Raw genomic sequence first — 18638 nt, 5'->3', positions numbered from 1 at the left:
CTCGTTACTCGATGACGACCAGCGGCTCGTCAAATTCAACCGGCTGACCACTTTCGACCAGAATCGCTTTCACAGTACCTGATTTGTCTGCTTCGATCTGGTTCATCATTTTCATCGCTTCAACGATGCACAGGGTATCGCCTACGTTGACTTTCTGACCCACTTCGATGAACGCCTTCGCGTCCGGGCTCGGGGTGCGGTAGAAAGTACCAACCATTGGGGAACGTACGATGTGACCACTGATTTCTGCTGCAGCGGCAGGTGCGGCTTCAGCTGCTGCTGGCGCAACGGCTGCGGAAAGCGCAGGCTGCTGCACTGGCGCAGCGTAAGCTTGCTGCATTACCGGGAAGCTAGCGGCTGGGGCTGCACGGCTGATGCGTACAGACTCTTCGCCTTCAGAAATTTCCAGTTCGGAGATGCCTGATTCTTCAACCAGCTCGATCAGTTTTTTAATCTTACGAATATCCATGAGTGGGTTCCGTACTCTTGTTTAGTGTGATTGTGACAAGCGTTTTACCGCTGTCTGTAAAGCGTATGAATAGCCGTCTGCGCCCAGTCCGCAGATAACGCCAGCAGCGATATCCGACAGATACGAATGGTGGCGGAACGGCTCTCGGGCGTGCACGTTACTCAGGTGGATCTCGATAAACGGGATACTCACCGCGAGCAGTGCGTCGCGGATAGCAACACTGGTGTGCGTAAACGCGGCCGGATTGATCAGGATATAGTCCACATTGTCTTTAGCCTGATGAATACGGTCGATGATTGCGTACTCCGCGTTTGACTGAAAATGATCCAAATCCACATTCAGTGACTCTGCTTCCGTGCTCAGACGGTTAACAATTTCGCTCAATGTCAGCGTGCCGTACTTCTCTGGCTCACGGGTGCCGAGCATGTTCAGGTTCGGTCCGTTTAAAACTAAGATATGGAACTTATCAGTCATTATGCCGCTATCTCCTGCGATTCTCGGGTAAAAAACAAAATATACCGTCGAAGCGCAAATGTCACCTTTTCAGAGGCCCAAAACCGCTGTCAGGCGAACCAAGGTCGCACATTATAACGATTTCGTAGCATTTGGCAGCTAAATACTGGTCTTATCAGGGAAGATTATCAACCGCAATCCAAAAAAGATTTGCGGTTGAGAGGTAATCTGCGGGAAAACGCACAGTTTCGCGAACTATCGCAACCACTGGCGGAACTTCTTGTAACGCCATGCTAAAAGCGCTACGGCCGCCAGCGCGTAAAGGATCGGCTGCGGAGAGAGGATCTTCACCGACCACAGATAATGAATGGGGGCGAGGATCGCGACAAGATAGACGAAGTTGTGCAGCAGCTGCCAGCGACGGCCCAGCTTTCGCTGCGCATATTGCGTGGAGGTCAGCGCTAACGCCAGTAAAATCACCCAGCTCACAATACCCAGCGTCAGATAAGGTCGAGTCACCAGTTCGCGGCCAAGCAGTGTCAGATTGTTAATTCCCAGTTCCAGCAAGGCATAGCTGGTGAGGTGCAGGGTCGCCCAGGCAAAACACCATAGCCCTAAAAGCCGACGGGTGCGTATCAATAGTGGCTGTTTAGCGTAGCGCGCCAGCGGCGAGACGAGCAAGGTAGCCAGCAAAAATTTCAGAGCCATCCGACCCGTAAAATGCTGGATATCTTTTGCCGGTTCGGCGCTAAAGAGGCCCTGGCTGGCGGCCCAGAACAGCCATATAAAAGGAAGTAACCCGGCCAGGTGCAGAAGCACTTTCAGCCAGGCGATCTGTTTTGCCGTTAATCGCACTCAGAAGTTCTCCCGTAAATCGAGGCCACGGTACAGCGAGGCCACTTCATCCGCATAGCCGTTAAACAGCAGCGTGGGCTGGCGCTTTACGTCCAGCGCACCGCCGGAGCCGATAAAGCGTTCCGTCGCCTGCGACCAGCGGGGATGATCCACATGCGGGTTCACGTTGGCGAAGAAGCCGTATTCACCCGGTGCCGCCAGGTTCCATGTCGTTGGCGGACGTTCGCGGGTCAGCTTAATGCTGACGATCGATTTAATCCCTTTGAAACCGTATTTCCACGGCACGGTTAAACGGATGGGAGCGCCGTTTTGCGGCGGAAGCGCCTTGCCGTAAACGCCGACGGTCAGGAGGGTAAGGGGATGCATGGCTTCGTCGAGGCGTAACCCTTCTACATACGGATACTCCAGCCCGCCGCCAATGAACCGGTCTTTCTGGCCCGGCATCTCGTCCGGGGCGAAGCGCGTCTGGAAGGCGACGTATTTTGCGTTGCTGGTGGGCTCAACCATCGCCAGCAGCTTATGCAGGGGGAAGCCTACCCAGGGCACCACCATCGACCAGGCCTCTACGCAGCGCATGCGATAGATACGCTCTTCGAGCGGGAAGCGTGTGGTCAGATCGTGGTGATCCAGCGTCAGGGGTTTTGCCACTTCGCCGTCGATTTTCAGCGTCCACGGATCGGTTTTCATGCTGCCGGCATTGGCGGCAGGATCGGCTTTATCCAGACCAAATTCGTAGAAGTTGTTGTAGCCGGTGACTTTATCTTCCGGCGTAAGCGCGAGTTTGTTCTGCCATTGCTCGGGTTTGGTGAAGGTAAGCGGGGCGCCGGAAGGAGCCTTCGGGCGATCGTTGCCTTTAAACCAGTCGAGCAGATCGGCGTGTGCCGCTGGAGAGAGCGTCAGGGCGGTGGCGCTGATGCCAAGCATTTTCAGGATCTGGCGGCGCTGTAGCATAAAGACAGACTCAGACGTTACGTCGGCTTCCGTCAGTTTTCGATTTTTCATGGCATCCTCCATCATGCGTTTTCCTAAGCATGACGGAGGAGAAGGATTCGCGCGAATATGTCACGAAAATTTGAAGATTAGGCGATTTTCACCAGCGCGCGACCATGGAACTGGTTATCCATAATCTTACTGGCATATTCAGGTGCCTGGCTGAGCGTAATTTCGGTGGCGCTCTGCGTATAGAAAGATTCCGGCAAATCGCGCACCAGACGCTCCCATGCCTCAGTACGGCGAGCCGCAGGCGTCATCACGGAATCCACGCCCTGCAGGCGGACATTACGCAGAATAAATGGCATCACGGTCGTTGGCAGGGCAAATCCGCCCGCCAGGCCGCAGGCTGCCACGCAGCCGCCGTAGTTCATCTGCGCCAGGACTTTTGCCAGCACCTTATCACCGACGGTATCGACCGCGCCTGCCCAGACCTGTTTTTCCAGCGGGCGGGTCTCGGCAAACTCATCGCGGCCAAGAATGCGGCTGGCACCGAGCTGACGCAGATAATCATGCGTGCTTTCACGGCCGGACACCGCCGCAACCTGATAACCCAGCTTGTGCAGCAGCGTGACCGCCGTGCTCCCCACGCCACCGCTGGCCCCGGTCACAACAATTTCACCTGACTCAGGGCGAACACCCGCCTCTTCCAGCGCCATCACGCACAGCATGGCAGTAAAGCCTGCGGTACCGACGATCATCGCTTTGCGGCCATCCATGCCTTTCGGCATGGGCACCAGCCAGTCACCCTTCACGCGCGCCTGCGTTGCCAGGCCGCCCCAGTGATTTTCGCCCACGCCCCAGCCGGTGAGCAGCACCTGCTGGCCCGCATGGAAACGGGGATCTTCGCTGCTATGAACCCGGCCAGCAAAATCAATACCCGGCACCATAGGGAAATTTCGGATGATTTTACCCTTACCGGTGATCGCCAGCGCATCTTTATAATTTAAACTGGACCAGTCGATGTCGACGGTAACTTCGCCTTCCGGCAGGCGAGTCTCTTCTACGGCCTGTACTGAGGCAAGCGTTTTGCCGTCCTGCTGTTCTAAGATTAAAGCCTGCATACGGGGTCCTCACGGCTCAGATGATTGGAAAATAGTTCCTGAAGACTATACTCGCTCAGGGTAAAGCAATGCCGATTTAACGCAATAAATTGCCAGATACGCCAGGTTTGGTAGTATGCCGCATTTGAAATGCAAGTTAGCGCTTACTCGCTACCCCATCAACCCACGGAGTAATCTCAAGGATGCGATTAACGACGAAGTTCTCGGCTTTTATCACCCTGCTGACGGGGCTTACCATCTTTGTCACGCTTCTTGGTTGCTCTCTGAGCTTTTATAACGCCATTCAGGACAAACTGGTCAACCGGGTGCAGTCCGTTGCGTCGGTCATTGATACGCGTCTGTTGACCACTCCACTTCCTGAGCTTTCCCGGGAGCTGGATGAGTTGATGGTGCCGGTTGATATTATCCAGATCGACATTCAGCAGGGAAAGCATCCGGTTTTAAGCCATGAACGGCAGGACAGCTATCGACCTGCGGGTGTGGTGAGCCAGTATCGGGAAGTGACGGTGCACTCCCTCAAAAATCCGGGTATGACCATACGCATGGTCTACCTTGATCCGATGGCCAGCTATTTCCGTTCCATGATGACCACCGCGCCGCTCACTGTCGCCGTCGCCTTCATTATTTTGCTGATTTTCCTCGCGGTCCGCTGGCTGCGCCGCCAGCTCTCTGGTCAGGAACTGCTGGAGATCCGCTCCGTACGTATCCTGAACGGTGAACGCGGCCCGCAGGTTCGCGGCTCGGTCCATGAATGGCCGTCACGCGCCAGCAGCGCGCTGGATACGCTGCTCTCAGAAATCCAGTTTGCCAGCGACCAGCGCAGCCGTATGGATACGCTGATCCGCTCTTATGCCGCGCAGGATAATAAAACCGGCCTTAACAACCGCCTTTTCTTTGACAACCAACTCGCCACGCTGCTCGACGACCCGGAGAAAGTGGGCACGCACGGGGTGGTGATGATGATTCGCCTGCCTGATTTCGATCTGCTGCGCGACACATGGGGGCAGCGGGCGGCGGAAGAAAATCTCTTTACGCTGATCAACCTGCTCTCCACCTTTATTCTGCGCTACCCGGGGGCTCTGCTGGCCCGCTACCACCGCAGCGATTTTGCCGTATTGCTGCCGCACCGCACGCTGAAGGAATCAGAAAGTATTGCCAGCCAGCTGCTGAAGGCCGTCGACGCGCTGCCGCAGAGCAAAATGCTCGACAGAGACGATATGGTCCATATGGGGATCTGCGCCTGGCGCGGCGGACAGTCGACAGAACAGGTGATGGAGCATGCGGAAGCGGCCACCCGCAACGCCGTGCTACAGGGGGCGAACGGATGGGCTGTCTATGATGATTCGCTGCCAGAAAAAGGCCGCGGAAACGTGCGCTGGCGTACGTTGATTGAGCAAATGCTGAGTCGTGGTGGGCCACGTATATATCAAAAACCGGCGGTCATGAAAAACGGCTATGTCCATCACCGGGAATTGATGTGCCGTATTTTCGACGGGACGGAAGAGGTTATTTCTGCGGAATATCTGCCAATGGTGCTGCAATTTGGGCTCTCCGAAGAGTATGACCGCCAGCAAATTACACGCTTGATTCCGTTTTTATCATTCTGGCCGGAAGAGAATCTGGCGTTACAGGTCACCGTTGAGTCATTAATACGTCCGCGTTTTCAGCGCTGGCTGCGTGATACATTAATGCAATGCGAAAAATCGCAACGCAAACACATTATTTTTGAACTTGCTGAGGCGGATGTAGGTCAACACATCAGCCGGTTGCGTCCAGTGGTCCGTTTGATCAACGCGCTCGGTGCGCGTGTCGCGGTAACGCAGGCTGGTTTAACGCTGGTTAGTACCAACTGGATCAAGGAGCTGGATGTGGAGCTATTAAAGCTACATCCGGGGCTGGTAAGAAATATTGAAAAGCGCACGGAAAACCAGCTGCTGGTTCAGAGTTTGGTTGAAGCGTGCAAGGGAACACGAACACAGGTATTTGCCGCAGGCGTGCGCTCCAGAGGCGAATGGCAGATGTTAACAGAGCGCGGGGTGACGGGCGGTCAGGGCGATTTTTTTGCCGCCTCTCAGCCGCTTGACACCAACGTGAAAAAATATTTGCAAAGATACTCTGTTTGACCTGCCGTTTACGTTGTTTTCACGTAGAATATCGCGCCTGTAGCTTTGAGTATGTCGAGCAAAAAGCCAGTGAACGACCTTTAACGGGTTACAAATGCCAGTGAGGAACACGACTGTTTACTCAGCCCTGAGGGAGTCAGGGGATGAATTTGTAACATCAGGAAACGTACTGCACAAATTTTCACCGTTGCAGATGATTTTTGCGCCTTGTCGCTGCTGCGTGTGGTTGGTAAAGTAAGCGGATTTTGTTTTCCGCCCCAGCTTTCAGGATTATCCCTTAGTATGTTGAAAAAATTTCGTGGCATGTTTTCCAATGACCTGTCCATTGACCTGGGTACCGCGAATACCCTTATTTATGTAAAAGGACAAGGCATCGTATTGAATGAGCCTTCTGTTGTGGCCATTCGTCAGGATCGTGCAGGCTCGCCGAAAAGCGTGGCCGCAGTGGGTCATGACGCGAAGCAGATGCTGGGTCGTACCCCTGGCAACATCGCCGCCATTCGCCCAATGAAAGACGGCGTTATCGCTGATTTCTTCGTGACTGAAAAAATGCTTCAGCACTTCATCAAGCAGGTTCACAGCAACAGCTTCATGCGCCCAAGCCCGCGTGTTCTGGTGTGTGTGCCGGTTGGCGCAACCCAGGTAGAACGTCGCGCAATCCGTGAATCTGCCCAGGGGGCAGGTGCACGTGAAGTGTTCCTGATTGAAGAGCCAATGGCTGCGGCCATCGGTGCTGGCCTGCCTGTTTCCGAAGCTACCGGTTCTATGGTGGTGGATATCGGTGGCGGTACCACTGAAGTGGCCGTGATCTCTCTGAACGGCGTGGTGTACTCCTCTTCCGTACGTATCGGTGGTGACCGCTTCGATGAAGCCATCATTAATTATGTGCGCCGTAACTACGGCTCTCTGATCGGTGAAGCCACCGCAGAGCGTATCAAACACGAAATCGGCTCTGCGTATCCGGGCGATGAAGTGCGTGAGATCGAAGTACGTGGTCGTAACCTGGCGGAAGGTGTGCCACGCGGTTTTACCCTGAACTCCAACGAAATTCTGGAAGCACTGCAGGAACCACTGACGGGCATCGTGAGCGCGGTAATGGTTGCGCTGGAGCAGTGTCCACCAGAGCTGGCGTCCGATATCTCCGAGCGCGGTATGGTTCTGACCGGTGGTGGTGCGCTGCTGCGTAACCTCGACCGCCTGTTAATGGAAGAGACAGGTATTCCTGTCGTAGTTGCAGAAGATCCACTGACTTGCGTCGCCCGTGGTGGTGGCAAGGCGCTGGAAATGATCGACATGCACGGCGGCGACTTGTTCAGCGAAGAGTAGTCATGGTGAAAGGGTAGCGAATCGCTACCCTTTCTCTCTGACACGAGAATACGCATAGCCTATGAAGCCAATTTTTAGCCGTGGCCCATCGCTACAGTTTCGCCTCATTCTGGCGGTTCTGGTTGCGCTTGGCGTCATTATTGCCGATAGCCGCCTCGGTACGTTCAGCCAGATCCGAACGTACATGGATACCGCCGTCAGTCCTTTCTACTTTATATCAAATGGTCCCCGTGAACTGCTCGACTCCGTTTCTCAAACGTTGTCTTCACGAGACCAGCTCGAACTTGAAAACCGGGCATTACGCCAGGAACTGCTGCTGAAAAACAGCGAACTGCTGATGCTGGGGCAATACAAGCAGGAAAACGCGCGTCTGCGTGAACTGCTCGGCTCGCCGCTGCGTCAGGACGAGCAGAAGATGGTTACCCAGGTGATCTCCACCGTGAACGACCCCTACAGCGATCAGGTTGTGATCGACAAAGGGAGCGTGAACGGGGTGTATGAAGGTCAGCCCGTCATCAGTGATAAGGGCGTAGTAGGCCAGGTTGTTGCCGTCGCCAAACTGACCAGCCGCGTGCTGCTGATTTGTGACGCCACGCACGCACTGCCGATCCAGGTCCTGCGTAACGATATCCGCGTGATTGCGGCCGGTAACGGCTGCACGGACGATCTGCAGCTGGAACACCTGCCGGCTAACACGGACATCCGTGTCGGCGACGTGCTGGTGACGTCCGGTCTGGGTGGACGCTTCCCTGAGGGCTACCCGGTTGCGGTGGTCTCTTCGGTTAAGCTGGATACTCAGCGTGCGTACACCGTGATTCAGGCCCGTCCAACCGCCGGTTTACAGCGTCTGCGCTACCTGCTGCTGCTCTGGGGCGCCGATCGTAACGGTGCTAATCCGATGACGCCTGAAGAGGTGCATCGCGTGGCGAACGAGCGCCTGATGCAGATGATGCCGCAAGTTCTCCCGCCAGCGGACTCTATGGGGCCGCCTGCGCCAGTGCCCGCGCCGGCAACCGGTTTAACGCAGCCGCTGCCGGACGCGCCGCCACCGCCTAAACTCTCTTCGGGAGGGCAGTAGTGGCAAGTTATCGTAGCCAGGGACGCTGGGTCATCTGGCTCTCGTTCCTCATCGCACTGTTGCTGCAGATTATGCCCTGGCCGGATAACATTCTCGTTTTCCGGCCAAACTGGGTCTTGCTCATTTTGCTTTACTGGATCCTTGCCCTGCCGCACCGCGTAAATGTCGGCACGGGTTTTGTGATGGGTGCCATACTGGATCTCATTAGTGGCTCTACGCTGGGCGTGCGCGCCCTGTCCATGAGCATTATTGCGTACCTCGTCGCACTGAAATTCCAGCTCTTTCGTAACCTCGCGCTCTGGCAACAGGCCCTGGTCGTGATGCTGTTGTCGCTTGCTGCGGATATCGTTGTTTTCTGGGCAGAGTTTTTAGTGATCAACGTCTCTTTCCGACCGGAAGTGTTCTGGAGTAGTGTAGTAAACGGTGTGCTCTGGCCGTGGCTATTCCTGCTGATGCGTAAGGTTCGCCAGCAGTTTGCTGTGCAATAAAAGGTTTCTATGACGTCTCTGTATCTTGCTTCCGGCTCCCCGCGCCGTCAGGAACTCCTGACGCAGTTAGGGGTCTCTTTTGAACGCATCGTGACCGGCATTGAAGAAAAACGTGCTGAGGGCGAAAGTGCTCAGCAGTACGTGTCTCGCCTGGCACGCGAGAAAGCGCAGGCGGGCGTGGCCTGCGTGCCGCGCGATCTGCCCGTGCTGGGAGCAGATACCATCGTTATCCTTAACGGTGAAGTCCTTGAGAAACCGCATGACGCAGCCGATGCGGCGCGCATGCTGCGCAAAATGTCCGGACAAACGCATCAGGTGATGACAGCCGTCGCGCTGGCGGACAGCCAGCACGTGCTGGATTGCCTGGTGGTTACGGATGTCACGTTCAGAGTGCTAACCGACGACGAGATCGCCGCTTATATCGCCAGCGGTGAACCGATGGATAAAGCAGGTGCATACGGTATTCAGGGGCTGGGTGGCTGTTTTGTCAGGAAGATTAATGGCAGCTATCACGCCGTAGTCGGCTTACCGCTGGTGGAAACGTATGAGTTGCTGAGTAATTTTAACTCACTGCGTGAGGGAAGGGATAATTATGACGGCTGAATTGTTGGTAAACGTAACGCCATCGGAAACCCGTGTGGCCTATATTGACGGTGGCATTCTTCAGGAAATTCATATTGAGCGTGAAGCGCGGCGCGGAATAGTAGGCAATATCTACAAAGGTCGTGTCAGTCGTGTACTGCCGGGTATGCAGGCGGCTTTTGTAGATATTGGACTGGATAAGGCGGCATTTTTACATGCCTCCGACATCATGCCGCACACCGAGTGCGTCGCGGGCGAAGAGCAAAAGCAGTTTGCCGTGCGCGATATTTCTGAACTGGTGCGTCAGGGACAGGATCTGATGGTGCAGGTGGTGAAAGATCCCCTCGGTACCAAAGGTGCCCGTCTGACCACCGACATCACCTTACCTTCCCGCTATCTGGTCTTTATGCCTGGCGCGTCGCACGTGGGTGTTTCGCAGCGTATTGAGAGCGAAAGCGAGCGCGAGCGTCTGAAGAAAGTGGTCAGCGCCTACTGCGATGAACAGGGCGGGTTTATTATCCGCACTGCCGCAGAAGGGATCAGCGAAGAAGACCTGGCGTCGGATGCGGCTTACCTGAAGCGCGTCTGGACCAAAGTGATGGAGCGTAAAAAACGCAACCAGACCCGCTACCAGCTCTATGGTGAACTGGCGCTTGCGCAGCGCGTGCTGCGTGACTTTGCCGATGCGCAGCTCGACCGCATCCGCGTGGACTCTCGCCTGACGTATGAAGCGCTGCTGGAGTTTACCGCTGAATACATCCCGGAAATGCCGGGCCTGCTGGAGCATTACACCGGGCGTCAGCCGATCTTCGATCTCTATGACGTCGAGAACGAGATCCAGCGCGCCCTGGAGCGAAAGGTCGAACTGAAGTCCGGCGGGTACCTGATCATCGATCAGACCGAAGCGATGACCACCGTTGATATCAACACCGGTGCGTTTGTCGGCCATCGCAATCTGGATGACACCATCTTCAACACCAACATCGAAGCCACGCAGGCAATTGCGCGCCAGCTTCGTCTGCGCAACCTCGGCGGCATTATCATCATCGACTTTATCGATATGAGTAATGAAGACCATCGCCGTCGCGTGCTGCACTCGCTGGAGCAGGCGCTGAGTAAAGATCGCGTTAAGACCAGCATCAACGGTTTCTCACAGCTGGGGCTGGTAGAAATGACGCGCAAGCGTACCCGTGAAAGCGTTGAGCATGTGCTGTGTAATGAATGCCCAACCTGCCATGGACGCGGAACGGTAAAGACGGTTGAGACCGTCTGCTACGAAATTATGCGTGAAATCGTCCGTGTGCATCATGCCTACGACTCCGATCGTTTTCTGGTCTATGCTTCCCCTGCGGTGGCTGAAGCGCTGAAAGGCGAAGAGTCGCACGCGCTGGCGGAAGTGGAAATCTTTGTCGGCAAACAGGTAAAAGTACAAATTGAACCGCTCTATAACCAGGAGCAGTTTGACGTCGTAATGATGTAAAACGCAGTTCGCTGCGTGACGAAAGCTGACAAGGAGAGATGCGTGAGGCGATTGCCGGGGATTTTATTGCTTACAGGGGCAACGCTGGTCGTGATTGTCGCGTTGCTCGTGAGCGGGCTACGCCTCGTTTTACCGCATCTGGACAGCTGGCGTCCGCAGCTGCTGGCGAAAATCGAATCCACCACCGGCGTGCCGGTGGACGTAAGCCAGGTCAGCGCCAGCTGGCAGAATTTTGGCCCGACGCTCGATGTCCGGGATATCAACGCAAGCCTGAAAGACGGCGGTTATCTGAAAATCAAACGCGTCACCCTGGCGCTGGACGTCTGGCAAAGCCTGCTGCATCTGCGCTGGCAGTTTCGCGATCTCACCTTTTATCAACTCCAGTTTCTGACCAATACGCCGCTGACGGGCGGTGATAACAATCAGGGCCTGGAAGCCAACCGCTTCAGCGATCTCTTCCTCCGCCAGTTCGATCATTTCGATCTGCGCGACAGCGAAGTGAGCTTTATTACCCTTTCTGGCCAGCGCGCCGAACTGGCGATCCCGCAGCTGACCTGGCTTAATGGCAAGGATCGACACCGCGCCGAAGGGCAGGTCAACCTTTCCAGCCTGAATGGCCAGCACGGCGTCATGCAGGTGCGTATGGACCTGCGGGACGATGATGGCCTGCTAAACAACGGTAAAGTCTGGCTGCAGGCCGACGATGTGGACGTGAAGCCCTGGCTCGGCGACTGGTTACAGCAAAATATGCAGCTGGAAACCGCCCGTTTCAGCCTTGAGGGCTGGATGACCCTGACGAAAGGGAAATTTGCCAGCGGCGATATCTGGCTGAAGCAGGGGGGCGCGAGCTGGAAGGGCGAAAAACAGCAGCATCAGCTTTCCGTCGATAACCTCACCGCGCACGTGACGCAGGAGAAAGAGGGCTGGCAGTTTGCCATCCCCGATACGCGTATCACGATGGACGGCAAGCCGTGGCCGCGCGGTGCGCTGACGCTGGCCTGGATGCCAGAGCAGGACGTGGGCGGCGCGGCCAGCAAACGCAGCGATGAGCTGCGCATCCGCGCCAGTAACCTGGATCTGGCGGCCATTGAAGGCTTGCGCTCGATGGCCGCAAAACTCTCTCCGGACCTGGGCGAGATCTGGCTGGCGACGCAGCCGAGCGGAAATATTGATTCTCTGGCGCTGGATATCCCGCTCCAGGCGACGGAAAAAACCCGTTTCCAGGCATCCTGGAAAGACCTTGCCTGGAAGCAGTGGAAGATGCTACCGGGTGCGGAGCATTTCAGCGGCAAGCTGGAAGGCAGCGTGGATAACGGCAGGCTGACGGCCAATATGCACAACGCCAAAATGCCTTACGAGACGGTCTTCCGCGCGCCGCTGGAAATTGAACAGGGCAGCGCTGTGCTTAACTGGCTACGTAACGACAAAGGTTTCCAGCTTGATGGCCGCCATATCGATGTGAAAGCCAAAGCGGTTCACGCGCGCGGCGATTTCCGCTATCTGCAGCCTGAAGGTGATGAGCCGTGGCTGGGCATTCTGGCCGGGATCAGCACCGATGACGGCTCTCAGGCCTGGCGATACTTCCCGGAAAACCTGATGGGTAAGGCGCTGGTCGACTATCTGAGCGGCGCAATTCAGGGCGGTCAGGCGGACAATGCCACGCTGGTCTACGGCGGTAACCCGCATCTTTTCCCGTACAAACATAATGAAGGCCAGTTTCAGGTGCTGGTGCCGCTGCATAACGCGACCTTCGCGTTCCAGCCGGGCTGGCCCGCGCTGAAAAACCTGGATATCGAGCTTAACTTCCTCAACGACGGACTATGGATGAAGTCCGACAGCGTGGCGCTGGGCGGCGTGACGGCCAGCAACCTGACGGCCAACATCCCGGACTACTCAAAAGAGAAGCTGCTGATTGATGCCGACATCAACGGCCCGGGGAAAGCGGTGGGACCGTACTTTGAGGAGACGCCACTGAAAGAGTCGCTGGCGGCGACCCTTCAGCAGCTCCAGCTCGATGGCGATGTGAATGCTCGCTTACATCTTGATATCCCGCTGGACGGTGAGATGACCACCGCCAAAGGTGACGTCCGGCTGAAGAACAACAGCCTGTACATTAAACCGCTTGATAGCACCCTCAAAAACCTCAGCGGACAGTTCAGCTTTGTGAACGGTAATTTGAAAAGCGAGCCGCTTACCGCCAGCTGGTTTAATCAGCCCGTGAATATCGACTTCTCGACAGCCGAGGGGCAAAAGGCTTATCAGGTGGCCGTCAATCTGGACGGCAACTGGCAGCCGTCGCGTATGGAGGTCCTGCCGAAGCCGATTGAGGCGTCAGTGGCGGGCGCGGTCGCCTGGCAGGGCAAAGTGGCAATCGATCTGCCTTATCACGCGGGGGCACAGTATAAGGTCGACATTACGGGTGACCTGAAGAATATTCAAAGCCAGCTGCCTGCGCCGCTGGATAAACAGGCCGGACAGTCGCTGCCGGTGAAGCTTAACGTGGATGGCAATCTGGACAGCTTCGCGCTGACCGGAAGCGCGGGCGGAACAAACCACTTCAACAGCCGCTGGCTGCTTAACCGCAAGCTCACCCTCGACAAAGCCATCTGGACGACGGACAGCAAAACCACGCCGCCGTTGCCTGAGCATGCGGGCGTTGAGCTTAACCTCCCGCCGATGGACGGCGCGGAGTGGCTGGCGCTGTTCCAGAAAGGCGTTGGGCAAAACGTTGATGAGGCCGCCCAGTTCCCGCAGACCATTACCGTACGCACGCCGTCGCTGATGCTGGGCGGACAGCAATGGAACAACCTGAGCATTGTCTCTCAGCCAACCGCTAACGGCTCAAAAGTGGAGGCACAGGGCCGGGAGATCAACGGCACGCTGACCATGCGCAACAACGCGCCGTGGCAGGCAGCGATTCGCTATCTCTATTACAACCCGGCCGCCGCGGGTAAAGATAAACCGGCGAATGCCTCGCCGCTGAGTAATACTTCCCGCGTCGATTTTAGCGGCTGGCCCGATGTGCAGCTGCGCTGCGCGGAGTGCTGGTTGTGGGGGCAAAAGTACGGCCGTATCGACGGTGATTTTGCCATCCAGGGGAATACGCTCAAGCTCTCCGGTGGATTGATCGACACTGGCTTTGGCCGCATGACGGCGGGCGGGGAATGGGTGAATAACCCGGGCGAGCAGCGAACGTCCCTGAAGGGTGACATTAAAGGCAACAAGCTGGATGCGGCAGCCAACTTCTTTGGCATCAGCACGCCGCTGCGCGGTTCGTCATTTAACATCAATTACGATCTTCACTGGCGTGATGCCCCCTGGAAGCCGGACGAAGCGTCACTGAACGGCATTCTGAAAACACACTTTGGCAAAGGCGAAATCGCCGACGTGAGCACGGGGCGCGCCGGACAGATCCTGCGCCTGCTGAGTTTTGATGCGCTGCTGCGCAAGCTGCGCTTTGATTTTAGCGACACCTTCAGCGAAGGCTTCTACTACGATTCCATCAGAAGTACGGCGTGGATCAAGGACGGCGTTCTGCACACGGACGACACGCTGGTGGATGGCCTTGAAGCGGATATCGCCATGAAGGGCTCGGTCAACCTCGTGCGTCGCGAGCTGGATATGGAAGCCGTGGTGGCGCCGGAAATTTCCGCGAGCGTTGGCGTGGCGGCGGCCTTTGTGGTGAACCCGATTGTCGGTGCGGCGGTGTTTGCCGCCAGTAAAGTGCTGGGGCCGCTGTGGAGCAAGGTCTCCATTTTGCGCTACCGCATTACCGGTCCGGTCGATAAACCGCAGATTAACGAGGTGCTGCGCCAGCCGCGCAAAGATGCACAGCAATGATTTGACGTGGGCAGGTAATTGCCTCACTCTCAATAAATACGATCTTTATACCGCCACGGGCGGCAACGAACGAGTAGCAATACGATGAGTCTGAACCTGGTAAGTGAACATTTGCTCGCAGCGAACGGCCTGAGCCATCAGGACCTGTTCTCCATTCTTGGTCAACTGACCGAACGCCGTCTCGACTACGGCGACCTTTATTTCCAGTCGAGCTATCACGAATCCTGGGTTTTAGAAGACAGCATCATCAAAGATGGCTCTTACAACATCGACCAGGGCGTCGGCGTGCGTGCCGTGAGCGGCGAAAAAACCGGTTTTGCTTATGCCGACCAGATAAGCCTGGCCGCGCTTGAGCAGAGCGCGCAGGCCGCGCGTACCATTGTGCGCGATGCCGGCGACGGTCGCGTGAAAACCCTGGGTGAAGTGCAGCACTCTGCGCTCTATACCAGCATCGATCCGCTGCAGAGCATGAGCCGCGAAGAGAAGCTGGACATTCTGCGCCGCGTGGACAAAGTGGCGCGTGCCGCCGACAAACGCGTACAAGAAGTCTCCGCCAGCCTGAGCGGTGTGTATGAACTGATTCTGGTGGCGGCAACGGACGGTACGCTCGCGGCCGATGTGCGTCCGCTGGTGCGTCTTTCAATCAGCGTGCAGGTCGATGACGACGGCAAACGCGAGCGCGGCTCAAGCGGCGGCGGCGGTCGTTTCGGCTATGACTGGTTCCTGGGCGACGTTGACGGTGAAGCTCGCGCCGACACGTGGGCGAAAGAAGCCGTGCGCATGGCGCTGGTGAATCTGAATGCCGTCGCGGCACCGGCGGGCTCATTCCCGGTGGTGCTGGGCGCAGGCTGGCCGGGCGTGCTGCTGCACGAGGCGGTGGGCCACGGTCTGGAAGGCGATTTTAACCGTCGCGGAACGTCCGTGTTCAGCGGCCAGATCGGGCAGCTCGTCTCCTCTGAGCTTTGCACCGTGGTGGATGATGGTACCATGCGCGATCGTCGCGGCTCGGTGGCTATCGACGATGAAGGTACGCCAGGGCAGTACAACGTGCTGATCGAAAACGGCGTGCTGAAAGGCTATATGCAGGACAAACTCAACGCGCGCCTGATGGGCGTAGCGCCAACGGGTAACGGCCGTCGTGAATCCTACGCGCACCTGCCGATGCCGCGCATGACCAACACCTATATGTTGCCGGGCAAATCCACACCGCAGGAGATTATCGAATCCGTGGACTACGGTATCTTTGCGCCAAACTTTGGCGGCGGCCAGGTGGACATCACCTCCGGTAAGTTTGTTTTCTCCACGTCAGAAGCGTATCTGATCGAGAAAGGAAAAGTGACCAAAGCGGTCAAAGGTGCGACGCTGATTGGCTCCGGTATTGAAGCCATGCAGCAGATCTCCATGGTCGGCAACGATCTGAAGCTGGATAACGGCGTGGGCGTCTGCGGTAAAGAGGGCCAGAGCCTGCCGGTTGGCGTGGGCCAGCCAACGCTGAAAGTGGACAACCTGACGGTGGGCGGCACGGCGTAATTCCCCCCCCTCACCCCGGCCCTCTCCCCAAAGGGGCGAGGGAGAAAAGACCGCACGGAGCAGTCCCCTCTCCCCGTTGGGGAGAGGGTTAGGGTGAGGGGAAAGACCTACTCTTTCCTTCTTCCCCGCATCCCCTGAAACAGCTCCGCCACGTCCACAAAATACTCGGTCAGATAGTTAATACACACCTGTACCTTGAGCGGGAGTTTGTCTTTTTCGGTATACAGGGCGTACACCGGACGCGGATCGGACTGGTAGCGCGGGAAGAGGATCTCCAGCACGCCACTGTTGATCTCGTTGATCACCCACATTAACGGCACGTAGGCGATCCCGGCACCGGCCACCAGCCAGCGCGAAATGGTCATCGGATCATTAGTAACAAACCGTCCTTCCGGCAGCAGTTTGGTAGAGATCCCTTCCGGTGCAATCAGCTCAAATTCATTATCGGGCCGCACGCTGTACTCCAGCCACGAGTGGTTGGTGAGATCGGCGGGTTTCTCCGGGACGCCGTACTGCGCCAGATAGCTTTTCGAGGCGCAGACGACCATCGGCATGCTGCCCAGCCTGCGCGAGAACAGGCTGGAATCCTGCAGCGCGCCGACGCGGATCACCACGTCCAGCCCGTCGGCAATCAGGTCCGGCGCGGGAATGCCCGTCACCAGATTTACCGTTAAGCCTGGATACTCCTTCAGCATGTCTGCCGTCATGGCAGCGAGAACATTTTGTGCCATAGTTGAAGAACACCCGATGCGCAGCGTACCGATGGGGGTGTTGTTGAAGGCATAGAGCTGCTCATGAACATCCTGCACTTCATGCATCATGCGTCGGCAACCCTGATAGTAAATTTTACCCGCTTCCGTCAGCCCAATGCTGCGGGTACTGCGGTTGAGCAGCTTAACCTGAAGCTCATCTTCCAGTTTGGACACCGTCTGGCTGATGGATGAGACGCTCATCTGAAGCTGGCGTGCTGCGGCGGTAAACGAGCCCAGTTCAACCACTTTGGCAAAGACCGACATGCGTTTTAAACGTTCCATTGTTCACTCTAGCTTAAAAGTGATTTAGATCACATATTATAGATAACAGCATAACAGTTACGTTAATATATTATTAATTACATAACGGCTGCGCCATTCTCGCCCGGCGTTTCTTGCTCTCCTGCGGTGGCGTGCGCTAAAAAATTCTGAAGCCTGCACTCTCTCTTATCAAGGTTAACATGAGTCTGTTTCCCGTTATCGTGGTGTTCGGTCTGTCGTTCCCACCGATATTTTTCGAGCTTCTTTTATCACTGGCGATCTTCTGGCTGGTGCGCAAGGTGCTGGTCCCTACCGGGATCTACGATTTTGTCTGGCACCCTGCATTGTTCAATACCGCGCTGTATTGCTGCCTGTTTTACCTGATATCGCGCATGTTTGTCTGAGGTTGATGTGAAAACGCTAACAAGAAAAATCTCCCGCACTGCCATCACAATGGCGCTGGTTATCCTCGCCTTCATCGCTATTTTCCGTGCCTGGGTCTACTACACCGAATCACCGTGGACGCGTGATGCACGCTTCAGCGCCGACGTGGTGGCAATAGCCCCTGACGTGGCCGGTCTTATCACGGCGGTCAACGTTCACGATAACCAGCTCGTGAAAAAAGATCAGGTCCTGTTCACCATCGACCAGCCTCGCTACCAGAAAGCGCTGGAGGAAGCGGAAGCCGACGTGGCCTATTACCAGGCGCTGGCCGCTGAGAAACGCCGCGAGGCGGGTCGTCGTAACCAGCTGGGCGTACAGGCCATGTCCCGCGAAGAGATAGACCAGTCCAACAACGTGCTGCAAACCGTGCTGCACCAGTTGGCGAAAGCGCAGGCAACGCGCGATCTGGCGAAGCTGGACCTGGAGCGTACCGTGATCCGCGCACCAGCCGATGGCTGGGTGACCAACCTCAACGTTTATGCCGGGGAGTTCATTACCCGCGGCTCAACCGCCGTGGCGCTGGTTAAGCAGAACTCCTTCTACGTGCTCGCCTATATGGAAGAGACCAAGCTGGAGGGGGTTCGTCCGGGTTACCGGGCTGAAGTTACGCCGCTTGGCAGCAACCGCGTCTTTAAGGGCACCGTCGACAGCGTTGCCGCAGGGGTAACCAACTCCAGCAGCTCTAACGATGCCAAAGGGATGGCGACGGTGGACTCCAACCTGGAGTGGGTGCGTCTGGCACAGCGCGTGCCGGTACGTATTCATCTGGATGAACAGCAGGGCAACTTGTGGCCAGCGGGCACTACCGCGACGGTGGTGATCACCGGCGAAAAAGATCGGGATGCCAGCCAGGATTCGCTCTTCCGTAAAATTGCCCACCGCCTGCGCGAGTTTGGTTAATCG

Annotated in this window: 16 protein-coding genes; 10 read left to right on the top strand and 6 right to left on the bottom strand. The window is 56.6% G+C overall.

The genetic code is table 11. The features are described 5' to 3' along the window. Positions 1 to 4: 4 nt before the first annotated feature. From accB to AB8818_RS12900, 5 genes are all read right to left on the bottom strand, one after another. Positions 5 to 469 carry an acetyl-CoA carboxylase biotin carboxyl carrier protein gene (gene accB, locus AB8818_RS12920; RefSeq protein ID WP_008502856.1) on the bottom strand — a complete coding sequence of 155 codons (465 nt, stop codon included), beginning with the start codon at positions 467 to 469 and terminating at the stop codon, positions 5 to 7. Between the two features lie 21 nt (positions 470 to 490). Beyond that, a complete protein-coding gene (gene aroQ, locus AB8818_RS12915; protein WP_116343543.1) occupies positions 491 to 943 on the bottom strand; it encodes a type II 3-dehydroquinate dehydratase in 453 nt (150 codons plus the stop codon). Positions 944 to 1177: 234 nt separating this feature from the next. Then, positions 1178 to 1777 carry a protein-methionine-sulfoxide reductase heme-binding subunit MsrQ gene (gene msrQ / locus AB8818_RS12910; RefSeq protein ID WP_192983831.1) on the bottom strand — a complete coding sequence of 200 codons (600 nt, stop codon included), beginning with the start codon at positions 1775 to 1777 and terminating at the stop codon, positions 1178 to 1180. Next, positions 1778 to 2779 carry a protein-methionine-sulfoxide reductase catalytic subunit MsrP gene (gene msrP, locus AB8818_RS12905; RefSeq protein ID WP_116343541.1) on the bottom strand — a complete coding sequence of 334 codons (1002 nt, stop codon included), beginning with the start codon at positions 2777 to 2779 and terminating at the stop codon, positions 1778 to 1780. A 77-nt stretch (positions 2780 to 2856) separates the two neighbouring features. Further along, positions 2857 to 3831, bottom strand: coding sequence for an MDR family oxidoreductase (locus AB8818_RS12900; protein WP_163329767.1), 975 nt, complete (start codon positions 3829 to 3831; stop codon positions 2857 to 2859). Positions 3832 to 4013: 182 nt separating this feature from the next. On the opposite strand from AB8818_RS12900, the gene csrD reads away from it, so the two are divergent. The 8 genes from csrD (at position 4014) to tldD (ending at position 16278) form a co-directional block, all read left to right on the top strand. Next, on the top strand, positions 4014 to 5954 hold the full coding sequence (gene csrD / locus AB8818_RS12895) for an RNase E specificity factor CsrD (RefSeq protein ID WP_192983834.1): 1941 nt from the start codon (positions 4014 to 4016) through the stop codon (positions 5952 to 5954). Positions 5955 to 6236: 282 nt separating this feature from the next. Next, on the top strand, positions 6237 to 7280 hold the full coding sequence (mreB, locus tag AB8818_RS12890; RefSeq protein WP_000913396.1) for a rod shape-determining protein MreB: 1044 nt from the start codon (positions 6237 to 6239) through the stop codon (positions 7278 to 7280). A 61-nt stretch (positions 7281 to 7341) separates the two neighbouring features. Further along, complete coding sequence (gene mreC / locus AB8818_RS12885; RefSeq protein WP_032650442.1) at positions 7342 to 8358, top strand: rod shape-determining protein MreC; 1017 nt, start codon at positions 7342 to 7344, stop codon at positions 8356 to 8358. Beyond that, positions 8358 to 8846: a rod shape-determining protein MreD gene (gene mreD / locus AB8818_RS12880; protein WP_008502849.1), complete on the top strand. Its 489-nt coding sequence runs from the start codon at positions 8358 to 8360 to the stop codon at positions 8844 to 8846. The genes mreC and mreD overlap by 1 nt, the downstream gene beginning before the upstream one ends. A gap of 9 nt (positions 8847 to 8855) precedes the next feature. After that, positions 8856 to 9449, top strand: coding sequence for a nucleoside triphosphate pyrophosphatase (locus AB8818_RS12875; protein ID WP_116343538.1), 594 nt, complete (start codon positions 8856 to 8858; stop codon positions 9447 to 9449). Then, a complete protein-coding gene (rng, locus tag AB8818_RS12870) occupies positions 9439 to 10908 on the top strand; it encodes a ribonuclease G (protein WP_008502847.1) in 1470 nt (489 codons plus the stop codon). The genes AB8818_RS12875 and rng overlap by 11 nt, the downstream gene beginning before the upstream one ends. Positions 10909 to 10950: 42 nt before the next feature. Continuing rightward, positions 10951 to 14748 carry an AsmA2 domain-containing protein YhdP gene (gene yhdP / locus AB8818_RS12865; RefSeq protein ID WP_192983836.1) on the top strand — a complete coding sequence of 1266 codons (3798 nt, stop codon included), beginning with the start codon at positions 10951 to 10953 and terminating at the stop codon, positions 14746 to 14748. Between the two features lie 84 nt (positions 14749 to 14832). Continuing rightward, positions 14833 to 16278 (top strand): metalloprotease TldD, encoded by a 1446-nt coding sequence (gene tldD / locus AB8818_RS12860; protein WP_192983839.1) that lies wholly within the window; start codon positions 14833 to 14835, stop codon positions 16276 to 16278. Positions 16279 to 16385: 107 nt separating this feature from the next. On the opposite strand, the gene aaeR is transcribed toward tldD, so the two are convergent. Further along, positions 16386 to 17312, bottom strand: coding sequence for an HTH-type transcriptional activator AaeR (gene aaeR / locus AB8818_RS12855; RefSeq protein ID WP_116343535.1), 927 nt, complete (start codon positions 17310 to 17312; stop codon positions 16386 to 16388). 179 nt (positions 17313 to 17491) lie between these two features. On the opposite strand from aaeR, the gene aaeX reads away from it, so the two are divergent. Together aaeX and aaeA are read left to right on the top strand one after the other, a co-directional pair. Then, a complete protein-coding gene (aaeX, locus tag AB8818_RS12850) occupies positions 17492 to 17695 on the top strand; it encodes a p-hydroxybenzoic acid efflux pump operon protein AaeX (RefSeq protein WP_003860416.1) in 204 nt (67 codons plus the stop codon). Between the two features lie 7 nt (positions 17696 to 17702). Then, a complete protein-coding gene (gene aaeA, locus AB8818_RS12845; protein ID WP_028014599.1) occupies positions 17703 to 18635 on the top strand; it encodes a p-hydroxybenzoic acid efflux pump subunit AaeA in 933 nt (310 codons plus the stop codon). The last annotated feature ends 3 nt before the right edge of the window (positions 18636 to 18638 follow it).

This window comes from Enterobacter sp. KB-280D8, from assembly GCF_041399405.1.
Lineage (GTDB): Bacteria > Pseudomonadota > Gammaproteobacteria > Enterobacterales > Enterobacteriaceae > Enterobacter > Enterobacter cloacae_N.
The sequence above is the reverse complement of the archived record's forward strand: the minus strand, read 5'-3'. Positions and strand labels throughout refer to the sequence as shown.

What these genes read in the sequence shown, in the direction of transcription:
- tldD (WP_192983839.1), top strand. Translation starts at nt 14,833, where the DNA reads ATGAGTCTGAACCTGGTAAGTGAACATTTGCTCGCAGCGAACGGCCTG.
- aaeR (WP_116343535.1), bottom strand. Translation starts at nt 17,312, where the DNA reads ATGGAACGTTTAAAACGCATGTCGGTCTTTGCCAAAGTGGTTGAACTG.
- AB8818_RS12900 (WP_163329767.1), bottom strand. Translation starts at nt 3,831, where the DNA reads ATGCAGGCTTTAATCTTAGAACAGCAGGACGGCAAAACGCTTGCCTCA.
- AB8818_RS12875 (WP_116343538.1), top strand. Translation starts at nt 8,856, where the DNA reads ATGACGTCTCTGTATCTTGCTTCCGGCTCCCCGCGCCGTCAGGAACTC.
- mreB (WP_000913396.1), top strand. Translation starts at nt 6,237, where the DNA reads ATGTTGAAAAAATTTCGTGGCATGTTTTCCAATGACCTGTCCATTGAC.
- aroQ (WP_116343543.1), bottom strand. Translation starts at nt 943, where the DNA reads ATGACTGATAAGTTCCATATCTTAGTTTTAAACGGACCGAACCTGAAC.
- mreC (WP_032650442.1), top strand. Translation starts at nt 7,342, where the DNA reads ATGAAGCCAATTTTTAGCCGTGGCCCATCGCTACAGTTTCGCCTCATT.
- rng (WP_008502847.1), top strand. Translation starts at nt 9,439, where the DNA reads ATGACGGCTGAATTGTTGGTAAACGTAACGCCATCGGAAACCCGTGTG.
- csrD (WP_192983834.1), top strand. Translation starts at nt 4,014, where the DNA reads ATGCGATTAACGACGAAGTTCTCGGCTTTTATCACCCTGCTGACGGGG.
- msrP (WP_116343541.1), bottom strand. Translation starts at nt 2,779, where the DNA reads ATGAAAAATCGAAAACTGACGGAAGCCGACGTAACGTCTGAGTCTGTC.
- accB (WP_008502856.1), bottom strand. Translation starts at nt 469, where the DNA reads ATGGATATTCGTAAGATTAAAAAACTGATCGAGCTGGTTGAAGAATCA.
- aaeX (WP_003860416.1), top strand. Translation starts at nt 17,492, where the DNA reads ATGAGTCTGTTTCCCGTTATCGTGGTGTTCGGTCTGTCGTTCCCACCG.